This is a genomic window from Microbacterium sp. A93 (assembly GCF_051842835.1).
Genome location: NZ_JBPXMT010000018.1, coordinates 655 through 16,425, shown reverse-complemented (window position 1 = coordinate 16,425; position 15,771 = coordinate 655). Strand labels below are relative to the sequence as shown.

The window sequence follows — 15,771 nt, the reverse complement described above, 5'->3', positions numbered from 1 at the left end:
AGACCACTAGTGCTGACGCTTCTCCCGCACACGCATGTTGATGACGAGCGGCGTGCCTTCGAACTCGTACACCTCGCGCAGGCGGCGCTGGATGAACCGGCGGTAGCCGGGGTCCAGGAAGCCGGTCGTGAACAGCACGAACGTCGGCGGACGCGTCGATGCCTGGGTACCGAACAGAATGCGCGGCTGCTTGCCACCACGCAGAGGGTGCGGGTGCTCAGCGATCAGCTCAGCCAGGAATGCGTTGAACTTGCCGGTCGGGATACGGCGATCCCAGTTCTCCAGCGCGGTCTCCAGCGCAGGAACCAGCTTGTCGAAGTGACGACCGGTCTTGGCAGAGATGTTCACGCGCGGAGCCCACGTGACGTGGGCGAGGTCCTGCTCGATCTCACGCTCGAGGTAACGACGGCGATCCTCGTTCTCCATGTCGTCGTCGGTCAGACGATCCCACTTGTTGAACGCCAGAACGAGCGAGCGTCCAGATTCGAGGACGAGGTCGATGATGCGAATGTCCTGCTCGCTGATCGTCTCAGAGACGTCGAGCACGACGACGGCAACTTCGGCCTTCTCCAGCGCAGCAGACGTGCGCAGCGAGGCGTAGAAGTCCGCGCCCTGCTGCAGGTGAACGCGGCGACGGATGCCGGCGGTGTCGACGAGACGCCACAGCTTCCCACCGAGCTCGACGACCTCATCCACCGGGTCACGAGTGGTGCCAGCGAGTTCGTTGACGACGACACGCTCTTCGCCGGCAGCCTTGTTCAGCAGCGACGACTTGCCCACGTTCGGGCGGCCGAGGATCGCGACGCGACGCGGGCCACCGATCTCGTACTTCGCGACGGCCGAGATCTCCGGGAGCTTCTCGAGCACGGAGTCAAGCAGGTCTGCCACACCACGTCCGTGCACTGCCGAAGTCGGGTACGGCTGGCCGAGTCCGAGGCTCCAGAGGGTCGCGATCTCCGGCTCCTGGCGGGCGTCATCGATCTTGTTGGCCACGAGGAACACCGGCTTGCCGCTCTTGCGAAGCAGCTTGACGACATGCTCGTCGGTGGAGGTCGCCCCCACCATCGCGTCAACGACGAACAGCACGATATCGCACAGGTCGATTGCGACCTCTGCCTGCGCTGCGACCGAAAGGTCGATGCCCTTCGCGTCGGGCTCCCAACCGCCGGTGTCCACCAGCGAGAAGCGGCGGTCATTCCACTCAGCCTTGTACGTCACGCGGTCGCGGGTGACACCGGGGGTGTCCTCCACGACGGCCTCACGACGGCCAAGAATGCGGTTCACCAACGCAGACTTACCCACGTTCGGGCGTCCGACGATGGCAACGACAGGCAGCGCAGGCAGGAATTCGATCCCGCCCTCTCCCTGCGTGATGCCGGCCAGAAGTATGGCATCCTCGTCGTCCAGGTCGTAGTCGGCGAGACCAGCGCGCAGGGCCTCCGCGCGCTGTTCGGCGAGCTGCTCGTCGAGCTGCGCCATCTTCTCGGCGAGGCGGTCGGGACCGCCTTCGTATTCTTCGTCAGCGGGCATTTTCCGCTCCTTGCTTTCGTTCGATCACCGAGAGTACGGCGTCGATGGTCTGTGGGAAATCGAGGTCCGTCGAGTCAACGACCTCAACGCCTTCCGCGGCGTTCAGGAAGTCGACGACAGCACTGTCCGAGGCATCACGCTTGTGCAGCGCTTCTGCCACGGCAGCGGCATTCTCGCCGGCGAGTTCGCCGGCTCGTCTGGCAGCCCGCACCTCGGGGGCAGCTGTGAGTAGAATCCGCACCGGCGCGTCAGGGGCGACCACCGTGGTGATATCGCGTCCCTCGACGACAACCGCACGGTACGGCGAGACCGCAACCAGCGAACGGAAGAGGATGTTCACCTGTTCGCGTACGGCCGGAACTCGCGCGACGCCGCTGACGGCGCCAGAGACGCGCGGCTCGCGGATCGCCGCGGTAATGTCGTTGTCGCCAACGGCGACGGTGCGGTCGTCCGGGTCAAGACCCAGACGAAGATCGAAATCGGATGCCGCGGCGAGCACCGCGTCGGCATCGTCTGTCTCGGCACCACGGTCGAGCACGTACCAGGCGAGCGCGCGGTAAGCCGCTCCGGTGTCGAGGTAACCGTAGGAGCGGGCACGCGCGACAGCCTTGGAAACGCTGGACTTACCAGAACCCGCTGGCCCGTCAATTGCGATGAACTTCGCTGCATCGGTCTGGGTCGCATCAGTCATTGGTCGCTCCCGCAATTCGCCATCCGCGTTGCTGCAGTCCTTCGATCGCACCGAGCAGTGCTGCCGGGGCCACGCTGATCTCTGCGAGGCCGAACTGTGCGCCTGGCGAATGTTCCAGGCGCAGGTCTTCCACGTTCACGCCCAGCTCGCCGAGCTCACCGAACAACCGACCGAGCTGGCCGGCGGTGTCATCGACCATGACGACGAGCTGATCGAACCTGCGGTTCTGTCCGTGCTTGCCAGGCAGCCGCTCGACGCCGTCATTGCCCTGGCGAATCGCCTCAGCAATGGCACGTCGTGCGCCGGGCGCTTCAGGCTCGCGGAGAGCATCCGAAACGGTACGCAGGTCAGCGGCAAGCGCGTCAAGCACGTCGACCACTGGTCGTGCGTTGGCGCCGAGAATCTGCACCCAAAGTTCTGGAGCGGATGCGGCGATCCGCGTGGTGTCGCGCACCCCTTGGCCCGCAAGCCGGAGGGCGTCTTCGTCGGCCGTCGCAAGACGCGCCGCCAGCAGACTCGCAACGACCTGAGGCACGTGCGAGGTGAGGGCGACGGAGCGGTCGTGCTCCTCTGGCGTCATCTCCAGTGGCATCGCGCCGACGTCGAGCGCCAGCGCCTCCACCAGGGCAAGATCGGCGGTGCGAGTCTCCTCGTCACGGCAGACGACCCACGGACGACCGATGAACAGGTCCGCACGTGCGGAGATCGCTCCCCCACGCTCACGCCCGGCGAGCGGGTGCGAGCCGATGTAACGGGTGACGTCGACGCCGCGGGCCTTGAGCGCGCGGAACGGCTCAAGCTTCACGCTCGCGACATCGGTGACGACGGCATCCGGGTAGCGTGCGAGTTCCGCCTCGATCACATCGGCCGTGACATCCGGGGGCACGGAGACGACGATCAGCGCGGGCGCATCATCCTCGCGCGCAGCGCGGCCAGCACCGTAATCGATCGCAAGACGCAGCTGCGCAGGCGATGTGTCAGAGAGAACGACGTCAACGCCCTTGGCCGTCAGCGCATGGCCGATGCTCGCGCCGAGAAGGCCGGCACCGACTATGCGCACCGTCCCCGAAAGCCGCGGCGCATTGCCGCTGCCATTCGTTCTGGCGGTTTCGCTCACTGGTTCTCCTGGGCGTCTCCCGGCGTAGCGTCCGCGGGGGAATCATGGCGCGAGAGAGTCAACAGCGCACCACGTTCGATTTTAGTCAGTTCCCGAGTCTTCCCCGCAGGGAGAGTTCCCAGGTGGAGCGGGCCGAACTGACGACGGACGAGCTCGGTGACCGGATGCCCGACCGCGGCGAGCATCCTGCGCACGATGCGGTTGCGACCTGAGTGCAGTGTGAGCTCTACCAAGCTCGACGCCCCGCGGCCGCCCACCGTGCCCTTTGAAGAGTCCAACAGCCGTGCTTTATCGGCCTTGATCGGGCCGTCGTCGAGCTCGATTCCCTTGGTGAGCTGCGCGATCACCTGCGCGGTGACCGTGCCCTCGACCTTGGCGATGTAGACCTTGGTCACGCCGAATGAGGGATGCGCGAGCACATGCGCGAGATCGCCGTCGTTCGTGAGGATGAGCAGACCACTCGTCTCGGCATCCAGACGGCCGACGTTGTACAACCGCTCTTCCCAGTCGTCAGTGAACTGACGGAGGTCAGGTCGGCCGTTCTCGTCGCTCATGGTGCTGACGACGCCGGTGGGCTTGTTCAGCATGACGTAGCGCTTGGACACATCCAACTGGACCGCGACGCCATCGACGTCGACCAGGTCGGTCTCCGGGTCGATGCGGCGGCCGAGTTCCTCGACGACCTTGCCGTTGACGCGGATGCGCCCCTCGACGATGTACTGCTCGACCACTCGGCGCGATGCCACGCCGGCCGCGCTGAGTACCTTCTGCAGCCGGATGCCTTCCGGCGCGTCACCGCTGACTGGAGTGGGTGTAGGGAACTGGTTGTCATTCATCGGATGCTTCCTTCTTCAAATCCTTCGGCACCGTCAGCAAGCAACGGTGAAATCGGCGGCAGTTCGTCAAGCGAGTTGATGCCGAGATTCTGCAGCAGCGCATCGGTCGTACCGTAGTTGATCGCGCCGGTCTCTGAGTCGGCGAACAGCTCGGTGATCAGGCCACGAGCCAGCAGCGTGCGCACCACCGAGTCGACATTCACCGCACGGATGGACGCCACCTGGCTGCGTGTAACCGGCTGCTTGTAGGCGATCACGGCAAGAGTTTCCAGCGCAGCCTGCGACAGACGCGCCGGAGCCTGTCCCCCGACGAAATCGGCAACCAGTGCGTCATGGTCATCGCGGACATACAGCCGCCAGCCGCCGCCGACCTCACGCAGTTCGAACCCTCGACGCGGCCCCTGGCCGTTCCCGTCGTAATCGTTCACAAGGGTTTCGATCGCTTGACGCACAGCAGGCACTGGCGCGCCAACAGCGGTAGCAAGCGCGATGAGGCCCAACGGCTCATCGATGATCAGCAGGATCGCCTCGAGCTTCTCTGTCAGCGGGAGCGTGTCATCGGTCATAGTCAGCCCCCAGGCTCGCGAGTGTCTCGTCCGACCAGGAGTCGGCGGCCCAACGAAGCGTCAGCTCGCCGAGCGGTTCCAGTTGCACGAAGGAAAGTGCGGCGTGTCGGTAGAGCTCGAGCACCGAGATGAATCGTGCGACGACGATGCCGGGCTCAGTGGCGCCGGCAACGAGCTCACGGAAGGTGATCGATTCGGTGTTCCGCAGCAGCGTCACGACGATCGCCGCCTGCTCACGGATGCTGACCAGAGGCGCATGCAGGTGACCGAGCCCGATGCTGGGGATTTCCTTGGGTGCGAACGCGAGCATCGCCAGCGCCGCGAAATCATCGACGTTGAGCGTCCAGACCAGTTCGGGTGCCTGCTTACGATGCTTTTCATCCAGGCGCACGGCGCGGATGTGACGGCGGTCTTCGCGCTGCAGGCAACGTGAGAACCACGTCGAAACTTCTTTGAAGGCACGGTACTGCAGCAGGCGGGCGAACAGCAGATCCCGCGCTTCGAGCAGAGCGACCGCTTCTGCGTCGACGAGCTCGCCCTGCGGGAGCAGGCCTGCGACCTTCATATCCAAAAGGGTCACCGCAACGACAAGAAACTCGGATGCCTGATCCAGCTCCTCGTCCGAATCCAGCTCCCGCAGATATGCGATGAACTCGTTCGTGACCGCGCTCAACGACACCTCGGTGATGTCCATCTCATGCTGGGAGATCAGGTTCAGCAGCAGATCGAATGGCCCGTCGAAGTTGGACAGCGAGACGCGGAAGCCTTCGACCGGGTCGGGCTCAGTTTCCTCGGAGCTATGCGACAGCGCCACGGGCGACCAGTTCCCGCGCCAGTCGCAGGTACGCCTGGGCGGCGGCATGCTCCGGCGCGAACTCGGTGATCGGAACGCCCGACACCGATGCGTCGGGGAACTTCACCGTGCGACCGATCACCGTTTCCAGCACGTCGTCCCCGAATGTCTCCACTACCCGTTCCAGAACTTCACGGGAGTGCAACGTGCGCGCGTCGTACATTGTCGCCAGAAGGCCGTCGAGGGTGATCCCCGGGTTCAGCCGGTCGCGCACCTTCTCGATTGTTTCGATGAGCAAAGCAACACCACGGAGAGCAAAGAACTCGCACTCCAGCGGAATAAGTACGCCGTGACTCGCCGTCAGCGCGTTCACGGTCAGCAGTCCGAGAGAGGGCTGGCAGTCAATCAGGATGACGTCGTACTCTCCGGCGACCTGACGCAGGACGCGGGCGAGGATCGTCTCACGGGCGACCTCGTTGACCAGGTGCACCTCGGCGGCCGACAGGTCGATGTTCGCGGGAAGAACGTCAAGCCCGGGCGTCGCCGAATGGACAATCACTTCATGCGCGTCGCGCTTGGTGTCCAGCAGCAGGTCATAGATCGTTGGCACGTCGTGCGTGGGAATGCCGAGCCCGGCAGAGAGTGCACCCTGCGGGTCGAAGTCGACCGCGAGTACCTTGCGCCCGTACTCGGCGAAGGCAGCCGCGAGGTTGATCGTCGTCGTCGTCTTACCGACGCCGCCCTTCTGGTTGCACAGCGCGATGATGCGCGCAGGACCGTGCGATTCGAGCGGCGTTGGGGTGTCGAAGCCGTGGTAGGGGCGCCCCGTGGGTCCCATCAGGATGTCGTCGCCCTTAGACGACGTCTTACCCTTGGACTTCGCCACGTTCTGACTCACCGATTCTCCTGCTTCCCTCGTGCGTCTTCAATTCTAGCGACCCCGCGCCCGTTGTCCTCGTTGCCGCCCCGCATTCCCGCCTTTCCCAGCTTGCGAGTGGGCGGGTGTGGCTGCAATTCTTCGAAAAAATGAGCCACAAGTGCCCGCTCGCAACTAGCGGGCGCGGGGATGCGACGTTGCGTAGATGTCGCGGAGCGTGTCGACCGACACGTGCGTGTAGATCTGAGTCGTCGCCACCGATGCATGACCGAGCAGCTCCTGCACGACGCGCACATCGGCACCACCCTGCAGCAGATGCGTGGCGAAAGAGTGCCGCAAGGTGTGCGGCGACACCTCGGAGGTGATGTGCGCGGCGCTAGCCGCAGCGCGAATCACTAGCCAGGCACTCTGACGCGACAGCGGCGCTCCGCGAGCGCCGAGGAACAGTCGCGCCGACGACTGTCCCTTCGCCGCGAGGGCGGGTCTCACGCGGGTGAGGTAGGCGTCCACCGCATCCCTCGCGAAGGAACCCACCGGAACGATGCGCTCCTTGGATCCTTTGCCACGCAGACGCAGCACGTCACCGTGCGCGAGGTCGTCGACGTCGAGACCCACGGCTTCCGAGACACGCGCGCCGGTCGCGTAGAGCAGTTCAAGCAGCGCCCGGTCGCGGATGCCGATGGGCTCCTCGGCCGACGGCGCGGCAAGCAGCCGCTCCACCTGATCGATCGTGAGTGCCTTCGGGAGCCGCTGCGGAGCCTTCGGCGGCCGGAGCCTGCCGCTCGGATCTTCGAGCTCGATCCCCTCCCGCACGAGATACCTGTGCAGCCCCCGCACCGAGGACTGCAGCCGCGAAAGACTCGTCGCCGCTGGCGCAGGAACCATCGCCGACCGATCAGCGATGAAGCGGCCAATGATCGAGCCGCTGACCGCCGTGGTGTCATCGATTCCGACATCGGTCAGCCATGCCAGGTACACGTCCAGATCACGGCGATATGCGCTGATCGTGTGCTCGGACAGTCCGCGCTCGATCGTGACATGCCGGATGTACGTATCGATCGCACGGTCCAGCCGCATGACTACTCTCCGGTTCGCCTGAGCGTCGCGGCGAGCACGCCGTTCGCCAGCAACGCGTTGCGCATACGCCCGTCGAGCACTGCAGCCACGGCATCCGCCAGCGGCACCCACTCGATGCGGATGTCGGCTTCTTCGTCTTCGCGAGCGTGCAAGTCCGGTGCTGCGGACAGCCCCGTTGCGAGGAAGAAATGCACGATCTCGTTGCTGCCACCTGGAGTCGTGTACGTCGACAACAACGGCTGCCAGTCCGCCGCCACGATGTCAGTCTCCTCCGCCAGCTCACGCTGCGCAGCGATCACCAATTCCTCCCCCTCGATGTCGAGGAGACCGGCCGGTAGTTCCCAGTCACGGTGTCGAATCGGATGCCGGTACTGCTGAATCAGCAGAACGCGCTCCTGATCGTCGATCGCCACGATCACCACCGCTCCGGTGTGATCGACGTAGTGACGAGTGATCTCGGAATCGCCGTAACGGAACGTATCCGAGCGGATATCCCACACCGCACCCCGATATGGCACTTCTGTGGAGATGATCTCCGGGTTCAGTGGTTCGTCGCGCAACTCGTCAGTCATCGGCCGAGACGTCGAACAGTTCGCTGGAGCGGTGACGCTCGATCGCTGCGCCGATCAGACCGCGGAACAGCGGATGCGGGGCGGTCGGACGCGAGCGCAGCTCTGGGTGCGCCTGGGTGGCGATGTAGTACGGGTGCACGGCACGCGGCAACTCGACGTACTCGACGAGGTCGAGCTCCGGGTTGAGGCCTGAGAACACGAGACCCGCCTCGGTGAGGCGTGCACGGTAGGCGTTGTTGACCTCGTAGCGGTGACGGTGACGCTCGGATGCCTCCAAGCTGCCGTAGAGCTCGGCAGCCAGCGATCCCTCGGCAAGTGTTGCCTGGTACAGCCCGAGACGCATGGTGCCGCCCAGGTCGCCACCGTCGATGATGTCGACCTGCTCGGCCATGGTCGCGATGACAGGCTCAGCCGTCTCCGGGTCGAACTCGGTCGAGGACGCACCGACGATGTCGGCCATGTTGCGGGCGTACTCGATGACCATGCACTGCAGACCCAGGCACAGGCCGAGGGTGGGGATGCCCTGTTCGCGAGCGAACTTCAGCGCGCCGAGCTTGCCTTCGATGCCGCGGATGCCGAAGCCGCCGGGGACGCAAATGCCGTCGACGGTGCTCAGCGCCTTCTCCGCGCCTTCTGGCGTCTCGCAGGAATCAGAGGGAATCCAGCGGATGTTGACCTTGGTCTCCTGCGCGAACCCACCGGCCTTGAGCGCCTCAGTCACCGACAGGTACGCGTCGGGCAGGTCGATGTACTTGCCGACAAGACCGATCGTGACCTCGTGCTTCGGGTTGTGCACGGCGTGCAGAACCTTCTGCCACCGCGACCAGTCGACCTCGGGTGCTGCTTTGGCGTCGAGTCCGAGCCGACGCGCGATGTACGAGTCGAGTCCCTGGTCGTTGAGCGTCGAGGGGATGTCGTAGATGCTGGGGAGGTCAACCGTGTTGATTACCGCTTCTACCTCGACATCGCACATCAGCGCGATCTTGTTGCGGTTGCTGACGCTGACGGGTCGGTCGCTACGCAGCACAAGAGCGTCCGGCTGGATGCCGACCTGGCGAAGCGCTGCGACGGAGTGCTGCGTCGGCTTGGTCTTCTGCTCGCCGGAGGCGCCCATGAACGGGACGAGCGAGACGTGCACGAAAAATACGCTGTCGCGGCCGAGTTCGTGGCGCAGCTGACGCGCAGCTTCCAGGAACGGCTGCGACTCGATGTCGCCGACTGTTCCGCCAACCTCTGTGATGATGACATCGGGCTTCGGCGATTCGCCGGCCTGCAGGCGCATGCGGCGCTTGATCTCATCGGTGATGTGCGGGATGACCTGCACGGTGTCGCCGAGGTACTCTCCGCGGCGCTCCTTCGCGATGACCTGCGAGTAGATCTGACCAGTGGTGACGTTGGCAGCCTCCGACAGGTTGATGTCGAGGAACCGCTCGTAGTGGCCGATGTCAAGGTCGGTCTCTGCACCGTCGTCGGTGACGAACACCTCACCGTGCTGGAAGGGGTTCATCGTGCCTGGATCGACGTTCAGGTACGGGTCAAGCTTCTGCATCACAACGCGCAAACCGCGCGCGGTGAGAAGGTTTCCCAGGCTGGCCGCCGTGAGCCCTTTACCCAAAGACGAAACGACACCGCCAGTCACAAAAATGTGCTTGGTTGTGTCGTTTTTAGGTCCCGCAGCAGAAGAGTTCATCACGGGCTTAAATCCTAACAGTTCGCTCAGGCACTAAGGCTGAGAAGTTCTCGGGCATGGGTGAGGGCAGCATCCGAATCAGTAAGTCCCGACAGCAGTCGCGCCATCTCCGCCTCGCGATCGCTGCCCTCCAGACGCCGGACACTGGACGCGGTTACCGCGCCATCATTAGCTTTCACGACAGAAAGATGGTTGGTGGCGAAGGCTGCGACCTGCGCCAGATGTGTCACAGCAATCACCTGAGATGTCTCTGCAAGTCGGGCGAGTCGCCGTCCCACTTCGATTGCGGCGGCACCGCCGATTCCGGCATCCACTTCGTCGAACACGAACGTGGGAACAGGATCGGTTCCGGCGATCACGACTTCGACGGCCAGCATCACACGCGAGAGCTCACCACCGGATGCGCTCTTGGCCACCGAGCGCGGTTCGGCGCCAGGATGCGGGGCCAACAGGATCGCGACATCGTCACGGCCGTGTGCACTCGCCGATCCCTCGCGTATGGAGACCTCGAGTGTGGCATCCGGCATCGCCAGCGCGTGCAGCTCTTCGGTGACCGCGCTGCCCAGTCTGACGGCGGCTTCGGTGCGAGTCGACGTGAGGATCGCCGCGACGTCATCGAGCGTCGCTCTGGCTACGTCTCGCTCCGAGTGCAGCCGTTGCAGACGGTCGCCGTCATCGTCGAGCTCTGCCAACCGCGTAGACCCGCTGTGCCAGAGCTCGAGCGCCTCGTCCAACGATCCGTGCGCGCGGATCAACGTGGTCAGAGCCGCGCGGCGTTCTTCGACGGCGGCGAGTTCATGGGGGCCGGTCTCATCGAGATCGGCGAGATATGCGGAGAGCTGGAGTGCGAGATCTGAGACGCGATAGCCGACGTCGGCGATCTGCTCGGAGATCTCGGTGAGCGCCGGGTCTGCGACGCGCTCGAGGTTTCTTCTGGCCTCCGCCACGAGCGCGGATGCATCGGGTTCGCCCTCTTCGCTGGAGAGCGCATTGCGCGCGAGGGATGCGGCGAGTCGCAGCTCTTCAGAATTGGAGAGCCGCACGGCGCGCTCCGCGAGCACGGCATCCTCCCCCGGCTCTGGCGCTGTCGCTTCGATCAGCGCCAGTGCCTCACGCAGGCGATCCGCTTCTTCAGCGCGACGATCACGATTCTCGGTGATCTCGGCGATCTCGGTGTCCAGCTCACGCCAGCGTGCGAACGCCGTCGAGTACGCCTCCACTGCCGTGGCGATCGGTTCTCCGCCGAAGCGGTCGAGTGCGTCACGCTGCGCGGCCGTGGAACGCAGCCGCAACTGCTCAGACTGACCGTGTACGACGACGAGTTCATCGGCGAGGGCAGCCAGCACGCCGGCAGGCGCCGCACGTCCGCCGACGCTGGCTCTGCTGCGGCCTTCGGCGTTCAGCGTTCGCGAGATGTACAGCTCGCCCCAGCCGTCATCGAGTGGCTCCAGTTCACCGCCTGCGTCTGTGACGATGTCCGCCACTCGACCCTTGACCGGTACGATCCATACCCCTGCGGCCGAGGCCTGAGCCGCACCGGCACGCACCGCGCCTGAGTCGGCACGCTGGCCGAGCAGCAGCCCGAGACCTGTGACAACCATGGTCTTGCCCGCACCGGTCTCACCGGTGATCGCGGTGAAGCCGGGACCGAGAGGCAGCACGGCGTCTGCAATGACGCCGAGTCCCTGCATCCGCATCTCCTCGATCACGCCGGAGCTCCCCCGGCCTGTCCGCGCCAGCCAGCCACAGGCAGCTGAAACTTGCGCACGAGACGGTCGGTGAACGCGGTCGGGTGGAGCCTGGCGAGACGTACCGGCCGTGAAGAACGGCGTACCACGACACGGGCTCCGGGAGGAAGTTCATGCGATCGACGCCCATCGCACCACAGGATGCCGGAACCGTCGGTGCGCTCGAGCATCTCGATCGCGACGGAAGCGTCAGGGCTGACCACGAGCGGACGGGCGAATAGCGCATGAGCGGACAGCGGGATCACTGCGATCGCCTCGACGCTCGGCCAGATGACCGGACCGCCGGCGGAGAAGTTGTAGGCAGTGGAACCGGTGGGAGTGGAGATCACCATGCCGTCGCAGCCGTAGCTCGACAGCGGTCGGCCATCAATCTCGACGACGACCTCGATCATGCGCTCGCGACTGGCCTTCTCGACCGTTGCTTCGTTCAAAGCCCACGTTTCGAAGACGACCGAGCCTGTGGCATCTTTCACGCGCACCGCGAGGGCGAGCCGCTCCTCGACGTCGTAATCGCGGGCGATCACGCGATGCACGGCGTCGTCCATGGCATCGCGTTCAATCTCTGCCAGGAAACCGACGTGGCCCATGTTGATGCCGAGCACCGGCGCGCTGTTCGTGCCACGGACAAGCTCAGCCGCACGCAGGATCGTGCCGTCACCGCCCAGCACGATCGCCAGCTCCAAGTCATCAACACCGACGACATCGCCCAGTGCGTCGACGTCACCGAAGACGGGATCGACTGCAGCGAGCTCTGCCCTGTCATCGACCGACAGCACGGGACGGGCACCCGCACCACGCAACAACTCGATGACGCGACGGGCTGCGGCGACGGTATCGTCGCGGCCGGCGTGGGCAACGACCAAGATATTTCGCTCGTTCATCGGCCCCCTGCCAGCTCGTTGATGCGTTCCGTCCATTCTGTCGGATTACTGCCGCGTGCGGGCGACATGTGGATGAGGAATTCGGCGTTGCCATGGGTGCCGAGAATCGGCGAGGCAATGATTCCGAGCATGCCGAGTCCGGCATCCCAGCCGTTCCACACCACACGGGCGACGGCGTCGGAGCGCGTGGCAGGATCGGTGACCAAGCCGCCGCGCACAGCAGTGCGCCCGACTTCGAACTGCGGCTTCACCAACAAGACGATGTCGGCGTCGGATGCGGCGACACCTGCGACCGCCGGAAGAATCAATTCGAGCGAGATGAAGGAGAGATCGCCGACGATCAAGTCGGGTGCGTCAGTCTCGCCGGTCGCCTCGGCCAGATTCTCGCGCGTCATGTACCGCACGTTGAATCCCTCGACGCTCACGACCGCTTGGTCTTCGGCGATGGATGCCGCGAGCTGATCATGCCCGACATCTACGGCCAGCACCTTACGGGCACCGCGTTCGCGGAGAACCTGCGTGAACCCACCAGTGGACGCACCCATGTCGAGGGCGAGGCGGCCTTCGGCCTTCACGTCGAAGGCGTCGAGCGCGGCGACGAGCTTTTGGGCGCCGCGGCTGACGTAGTGGTCAGACTCAGCCAACGTGATCACGGCGTCGTCGCCTACGGCAGCCGAGGCTTTGATGATCTGTCGGCCATTGACGCTCACCAGCCCCGCGACGATCAGCGTGGCAGCGTGCGTGCGGGAGCGTGCCAGTCCTCGGGATGCGAGGGCGGCGTCAAGGCGAGTCATCTGTCTCCGGACGTAGTCTTTTCTCGGGAGTCGAGCTTCGTGCCACTCTCAAGTCGGCGGAACAGCTCGTCGTGGAACGTCGAGTACGCATCGGCGCGCGAAGCAAGCGGCTGTCCCTCGATCAGACGCAGCCGACTCCACAGACCATCGGTCGGCGCGGTCGCATTCTCTTCGCTCACAGTTCCACTTTACGTGCCGTCACCGACATGGCAGCGAGGCGCACTCAGGGACGGTAGAACGGATCTTCGTAGAGTTTCTCCGGAACGTTGAGCACGAACACCGGAGTGCCCGAATCCCAGATCGCAATCGCCCCGGCACGGACGAGATCAATCTGGCGAGTACCTTCCGAGAGGATCTCGACGTCTCCCCCGATCACCCGAACGGATGCCCCGTTGACGGTGACCACGCCATCCTTGCGCTGCGTCTGCGGGTAGGGCTCGTGCAGTTCGCGAAGGTCACTCAGGATGAAGGTCGGACGCGATCCCTCGGGAGCCGCAAGTACATGCTTCGGCCTGTCGATACCGGTGAGCACCAGCACGGAATCGATGCCGACGCGTGCCGCACCTAAAATGTCGGTATCGAGCCGGTCACCGATGAAGAGTGTCTTGGTCGCACCGAAGCGCGCGATCGCTTCTTCGAAGATAGGGATCTCGGGCTTGCCGGCGACAGTCGCGAGACGCCCCACAGCGGTGTGAACCGCCGAGACGAGCGTGCCATTGCCGGGAGCGACACCGCGCTCGCGCGGAATCGTCCAGTCGCTGTTGGTGGCGATCCAGGGGATGCCGCCTTCTTCCTCCGGAACCTTGAGCGCGAACGCTGCCTCTGCCAAGTCGGTCCAGGCCACCTCAGGGGCGAAGCCCTGCACGACAGCATCCGGGGAGTCCTCGGCGCTGCGTGTGACGGTGTAACCAGCCTTCTCCGCCTCGACGACAAGGCCTTCGCCCCCGACGATCAGCAAGGTGGCGGGCGGAGGGACCATGGTGACGAGCAAGCGCATCGCAGCCTGCGGACTGGTCACCACATCGTTCGCCACGACCGTGAGGCCGAGAGACGTGAGGTGCTCAGCGACTGAGGCGTCAGTGCGGGAAGCGTTGTTCGTGATGTAGCCGACACGACGGCTCGCTGCGACCTGGTTCAGGCTTTCAACGGCGTGCGGAAGTGCACCGGGGCCGGCGTAAACGACGCCATCAAGGTCAGCGAGGACGACGTCGACGCCATCGAGCGGAGTCGGGCGCGATCGAGAGAAAAGACCCACTCAGGAATCCTCCTCCGGTGCCTCGACGGATTCGTCTTCGACGATCGTTTCGGGCTCAGTTTCGAGCTCCTCAGCCGGCTCGTCGACCGGTTCGCTAACGGTGGGCTCTTCCACAGCGGAAGCGACCGGTGCGTCGACGCTCTCGTCGTCGGGGTACTCCCCTTCGATCAGACCGTCTTCGACGATCATTTCGTCGTCATCTCCCAGTCCAAGAGCATCTGCCGCGACGTCTGCGCGCTCAATCCAGAAGGCCGCCTCATCGTCTCGCCCGAGGTCTTCCAGAACAGCAGCGTGCGCGCCGAACAGCGCGGGACTCCATTCGAAGGCGCGGTCGGGATTGAGCTCGGGGATCTGAAGCTCGCCAAGTGCGAGCTCAGTCTCGCCCTGATCAAGGCGGGCACCGGACATCGCAATTGCAAGTGCGACGCGAACGGGCGTCGAAAGCTTGGAACGATCCGCAGCACGACCAGTCTCGAGAGCGCGATCGGAACGACCGATACCGCGCTCACTGTCGACCATCAACGCGATCTGATCGTCCTTACCGGAAATGCGACGGTACGTACGCAGCTCACGAAGAGCGAGGGCGAAGTCGCCGGTCGCGTAGGCAGTGATGCCGAGCGACTCACGCACGATTGCGATGCGACCAGCGCGACGGGATGCAGCAAGTGCGTGCTCGTGGGCGAGTGCGGGATCCTCTTCGATGAGACGCGCGGCCATTGCAAGGTGACGTGCGACCTGCTCGGCGTTCTCCTTGCTCAGCGTCTTCAGCTCATTGCGTGCCGAAGTGTGCAGATCATCCGGAGTGACGTCTTCCGGCACCTCAGGGTCGTTGAAGCGAGGGCGATCGTCTGAATGGCGATCCGGACGTTCCCGGTCAGCGCCTCCGCGCTGCGGGAAGCCGCGGCCGCCACTGCGGTCGTCGCGGCGCGGAGCGCCACCGTCGCGGTTGCCCTGATAGCCGCCCTCACGACGCGGAGCAGCACCATCACGGTTACCCTGGTATCCGCCTTCGCGGCGCGGAGCGCCACCGTCACGGTTACCTTGGTATCCGCCTTCGCGGCGCGGAGCGCCACCATCACGGTTGCCCTGGTATCCGCCTTCGCGGCGCGGAGCGCCACCATCGCGGTTGCCCTGGTATCCGCCTTCGCGGCGCGGAGCGCCACCGTCACGGTTGCCCTGGTATCCACCCTCACGACGAGGAGCAGCACCATCACGGTTACCTTGGTATCCGCCTTCGCGGCGCGGAGCGCCACCATCACGGTTGCCCTGGTATCCGCCTTCGCGGCGCGGAGCGCCACCATCGCGGTTGCCCTGGTATCCGCCTTCGCGGCGCGGAGCGCCACC

At 64.9% G+C, this 15,771-nt stretch carries 17 protein-coding genes; all 17 read right to left on the bottom strand.

The window, feature by feature from the left end; all coding sequences use genetic code 11:
• Positions 1 to 6: 6 nt before the first annotated feature.
• Positions 7 to 1,530, bottom strand: coding sequence for a ribosome biogenesis GTPase Der (gene der / locus ACSU1G_RS32420; RefSeq protein WP_439285427.1), 1,524 nt, complete (start codon positions 1,528 to 1,530; stop codon positions 7 to 9).
• Positions 1,520 to 2,221, bottom strand: a complete 702-nt coding sequence (gene cmk, locus ACSU1G_RS32415) for a (d)CMP kinase (protein ID WP_439285425.1) — start codon at positions 2,219 to 2,221, stop codon at positions 1,520 to 1,522. The genes der and cmk overlap by 11 nt, the downstream gene beginning before the upstream one ends.
• The gene (locus ACSU1G_RS32410; RefSeq protein ID WP_439285424.1) at positions 2,214 to 3,338 is read right to left on the bottom strand and encodes a prephenate dehydrogenase; all 1,125 of its coding nucleotides are present in this window, start codon (positions 3,336 to 3,338) and stop codon (positions 2,214 to 2,216) included. Before ACSU1G_RS32410 ends, cmk begins: the two co-directional genes overlap by 8 nt.
• Positions 3,335 to 4,174, bottom strand: coding sequence for a pseudouridine synthase (locus ACSU1G_RS32405; protein WP_439285423.1), 840 nt, complete (start codon positions 4,172 to 4,174; stop codon positions 3,335 to 3,337). Before ACSU1G_RS32405 ends, ACSU1G_RS32410 begins: the two co-directional genes overlap by 4 nt.
• A complete protein-coding gene (gene scpB / locus ACSU1G_RS32400; RefSeq protein WP_439285421.1) occupies positions 4,171 to 4,740 on the bottom strand; it encodes an SMC-Scp complex subunit ScpB in 570 nt (189 codons plus the stop codon). Before scpB ends, ACSU1G_RS32405 begins: the two co-directional genes overlap by 4 nt.
• Positions 4,730 to 5,554, bottom strand: a complete 825-nt coding sequence (locus tag ACSU1G_RS32395) for a segregation and condensation protein A (protein WP_439285419.1) — start codon at positions 5,552 to 5,554, stop codon at positions 4,730 to 4,732. Before ACSU1G_RS32395 ends, scpB begins: the two co-directional genes overlap by 11 nt.
• Positions 5,538 to 6,371 (bottom strand): ParA family protein, encoded by an 834-nt coding sequence (locus tag ACSU1G_RS32390; protein WP_439285649.1) that lies wholly within the window; start codon positions 6,369 to 6,371, stop codon positions 5,538 to 5,540. The genes ACSU1G_RS32395 and ACSU1G_RS32390 overlap by 17 nt, the downstream gene beginning before the upstream one ends.
• Positions 6,372 to 6,584: 213 nt before the next feature.
• Positions 6,585 to 7,487, bottom strand: a complete 903-nt coding sequence (gene xerD, locus ACSU1G_RS32385; protein WP_439285417.1) for a site-specific tyrosine recombinase XerD — start codon at positions 7,485 to 7,487, stop codon at positions 6,585 to 6,587.
• A 2-nt stretch (positions 7,488 to 7,489) separates the two neighbouring features.
• Positions 7,490 to 8,059, bottom strand: a complete 570-nt coding sequence (locus ACSU1G_RS32380) for an NUDIX domain-containing protein (protein WP_439285415.1) — start codon at positions 8,057 to 8,059, stop codon at positions 7,490 to 7,492.
• Complete coding sequence (locus tag ACSU1G_RS32375; RefSeq protein ID WP_439285647.1) at positions 8,052 to 9,749, bottom strand: CTP synthase; 1,698 nt, start codon at positions 9,747 to 9,749, stop codon at positions 8,052 to 8,054. The genes ACSU1G_RS32380 and ACSU1G_RS32375 overlap by 8 nt, the downstream gene beginning before the upstream one ends.
• A gap of 26 nt (positions 9,750 to 9,775) precedes the next feature.
• Entirely contained in the window at positions 9,776 to 11,458 is a 1,683-nt protein-coding gene (recN, locus tag ACSU1G_RS32370; protein WP_439285413.1) for a DNA repair protein RecN, read from the bottom strand.
• Positions 11,455 to 12,378 (bottom strand): NAD kinase, encoded by a 924-nt coding sequence (locus ACSU1G_RS32365; protein ID WP_439285411.1) that lies wholly within the window; start codon positions 12,376 to 12,378, stop codon positions 11,455 to 11,457. The genes recN and ACSU1G_RS32365 overlap by 4 nt, the downstream gene beginning before the upstream one ends.
• Complete coding sequence (locus tag ACSU1G_RS32360) at positions 12,375 to 13,172, bottom strand: TlyA family RNA methyltransferase (RefSeq protein ID WP_439285409.1); 798 nt, start codon at positions 13,170 to 13,172, stop codon at positions 12,375 to 12,377. The genes ACSU1G_RS32365 and ACSU1G_RS32360 overlap by 4 nt, the downstream gene beginning before the upstream one ends.
• Positions 13,169 to 13,351, bottom strand: a complete 183-nt coding sequence (locus tag ACSU1G_RS32355; protein ID WP_439285407.1) for a hypothetical protein — start codon at positions 13,349 to 13,351, stop codon at positions 13,169 to 13,171. Before ACSU1G_RS32355 ends, ACSU1G_RS32360 begins: the two co-directional genes overlap by 4 nt.
• A gap of 44 nt (positions 13,352 to 13,395) precedes the next feature.
• The gene (locus ACSU1G_RS32350; protein ID WP_439285405.1) at positions 13,396 to 14,427 is read right to left on the bottom strand and encodes an HAD-IIA family hydrolase; all 1,032 of its coding nucleotides are present in this window, start codon (positions 14,425 to 14,427) and stop codon (positions 13,396 to 13,398) included.
• The gene (locus tag ACSU1G_RS32345; protein ID WP_439285404.1) at positions 14,428 to 15,246 is read right to left on the bottom strand and encodes a hypothetical protein; all 819 of its coding nucleotides are present in this window, start codon (positions 15,244 to 15,246) and stop codon (positions 14,428 to 14,430) included.
• Positions 15,192 to 15,771, bottom strand: a 580-nt coding sequence (locus ACSU1G_RS32340; protein ID WP_439285402.1) for a hypothetical protein, incomplete at its 5' end; no start/stop codon positions are given. The genes ACSU1G_RS32340 and ACSU1G_RS32345, both read right to left, overlap by 55 nt.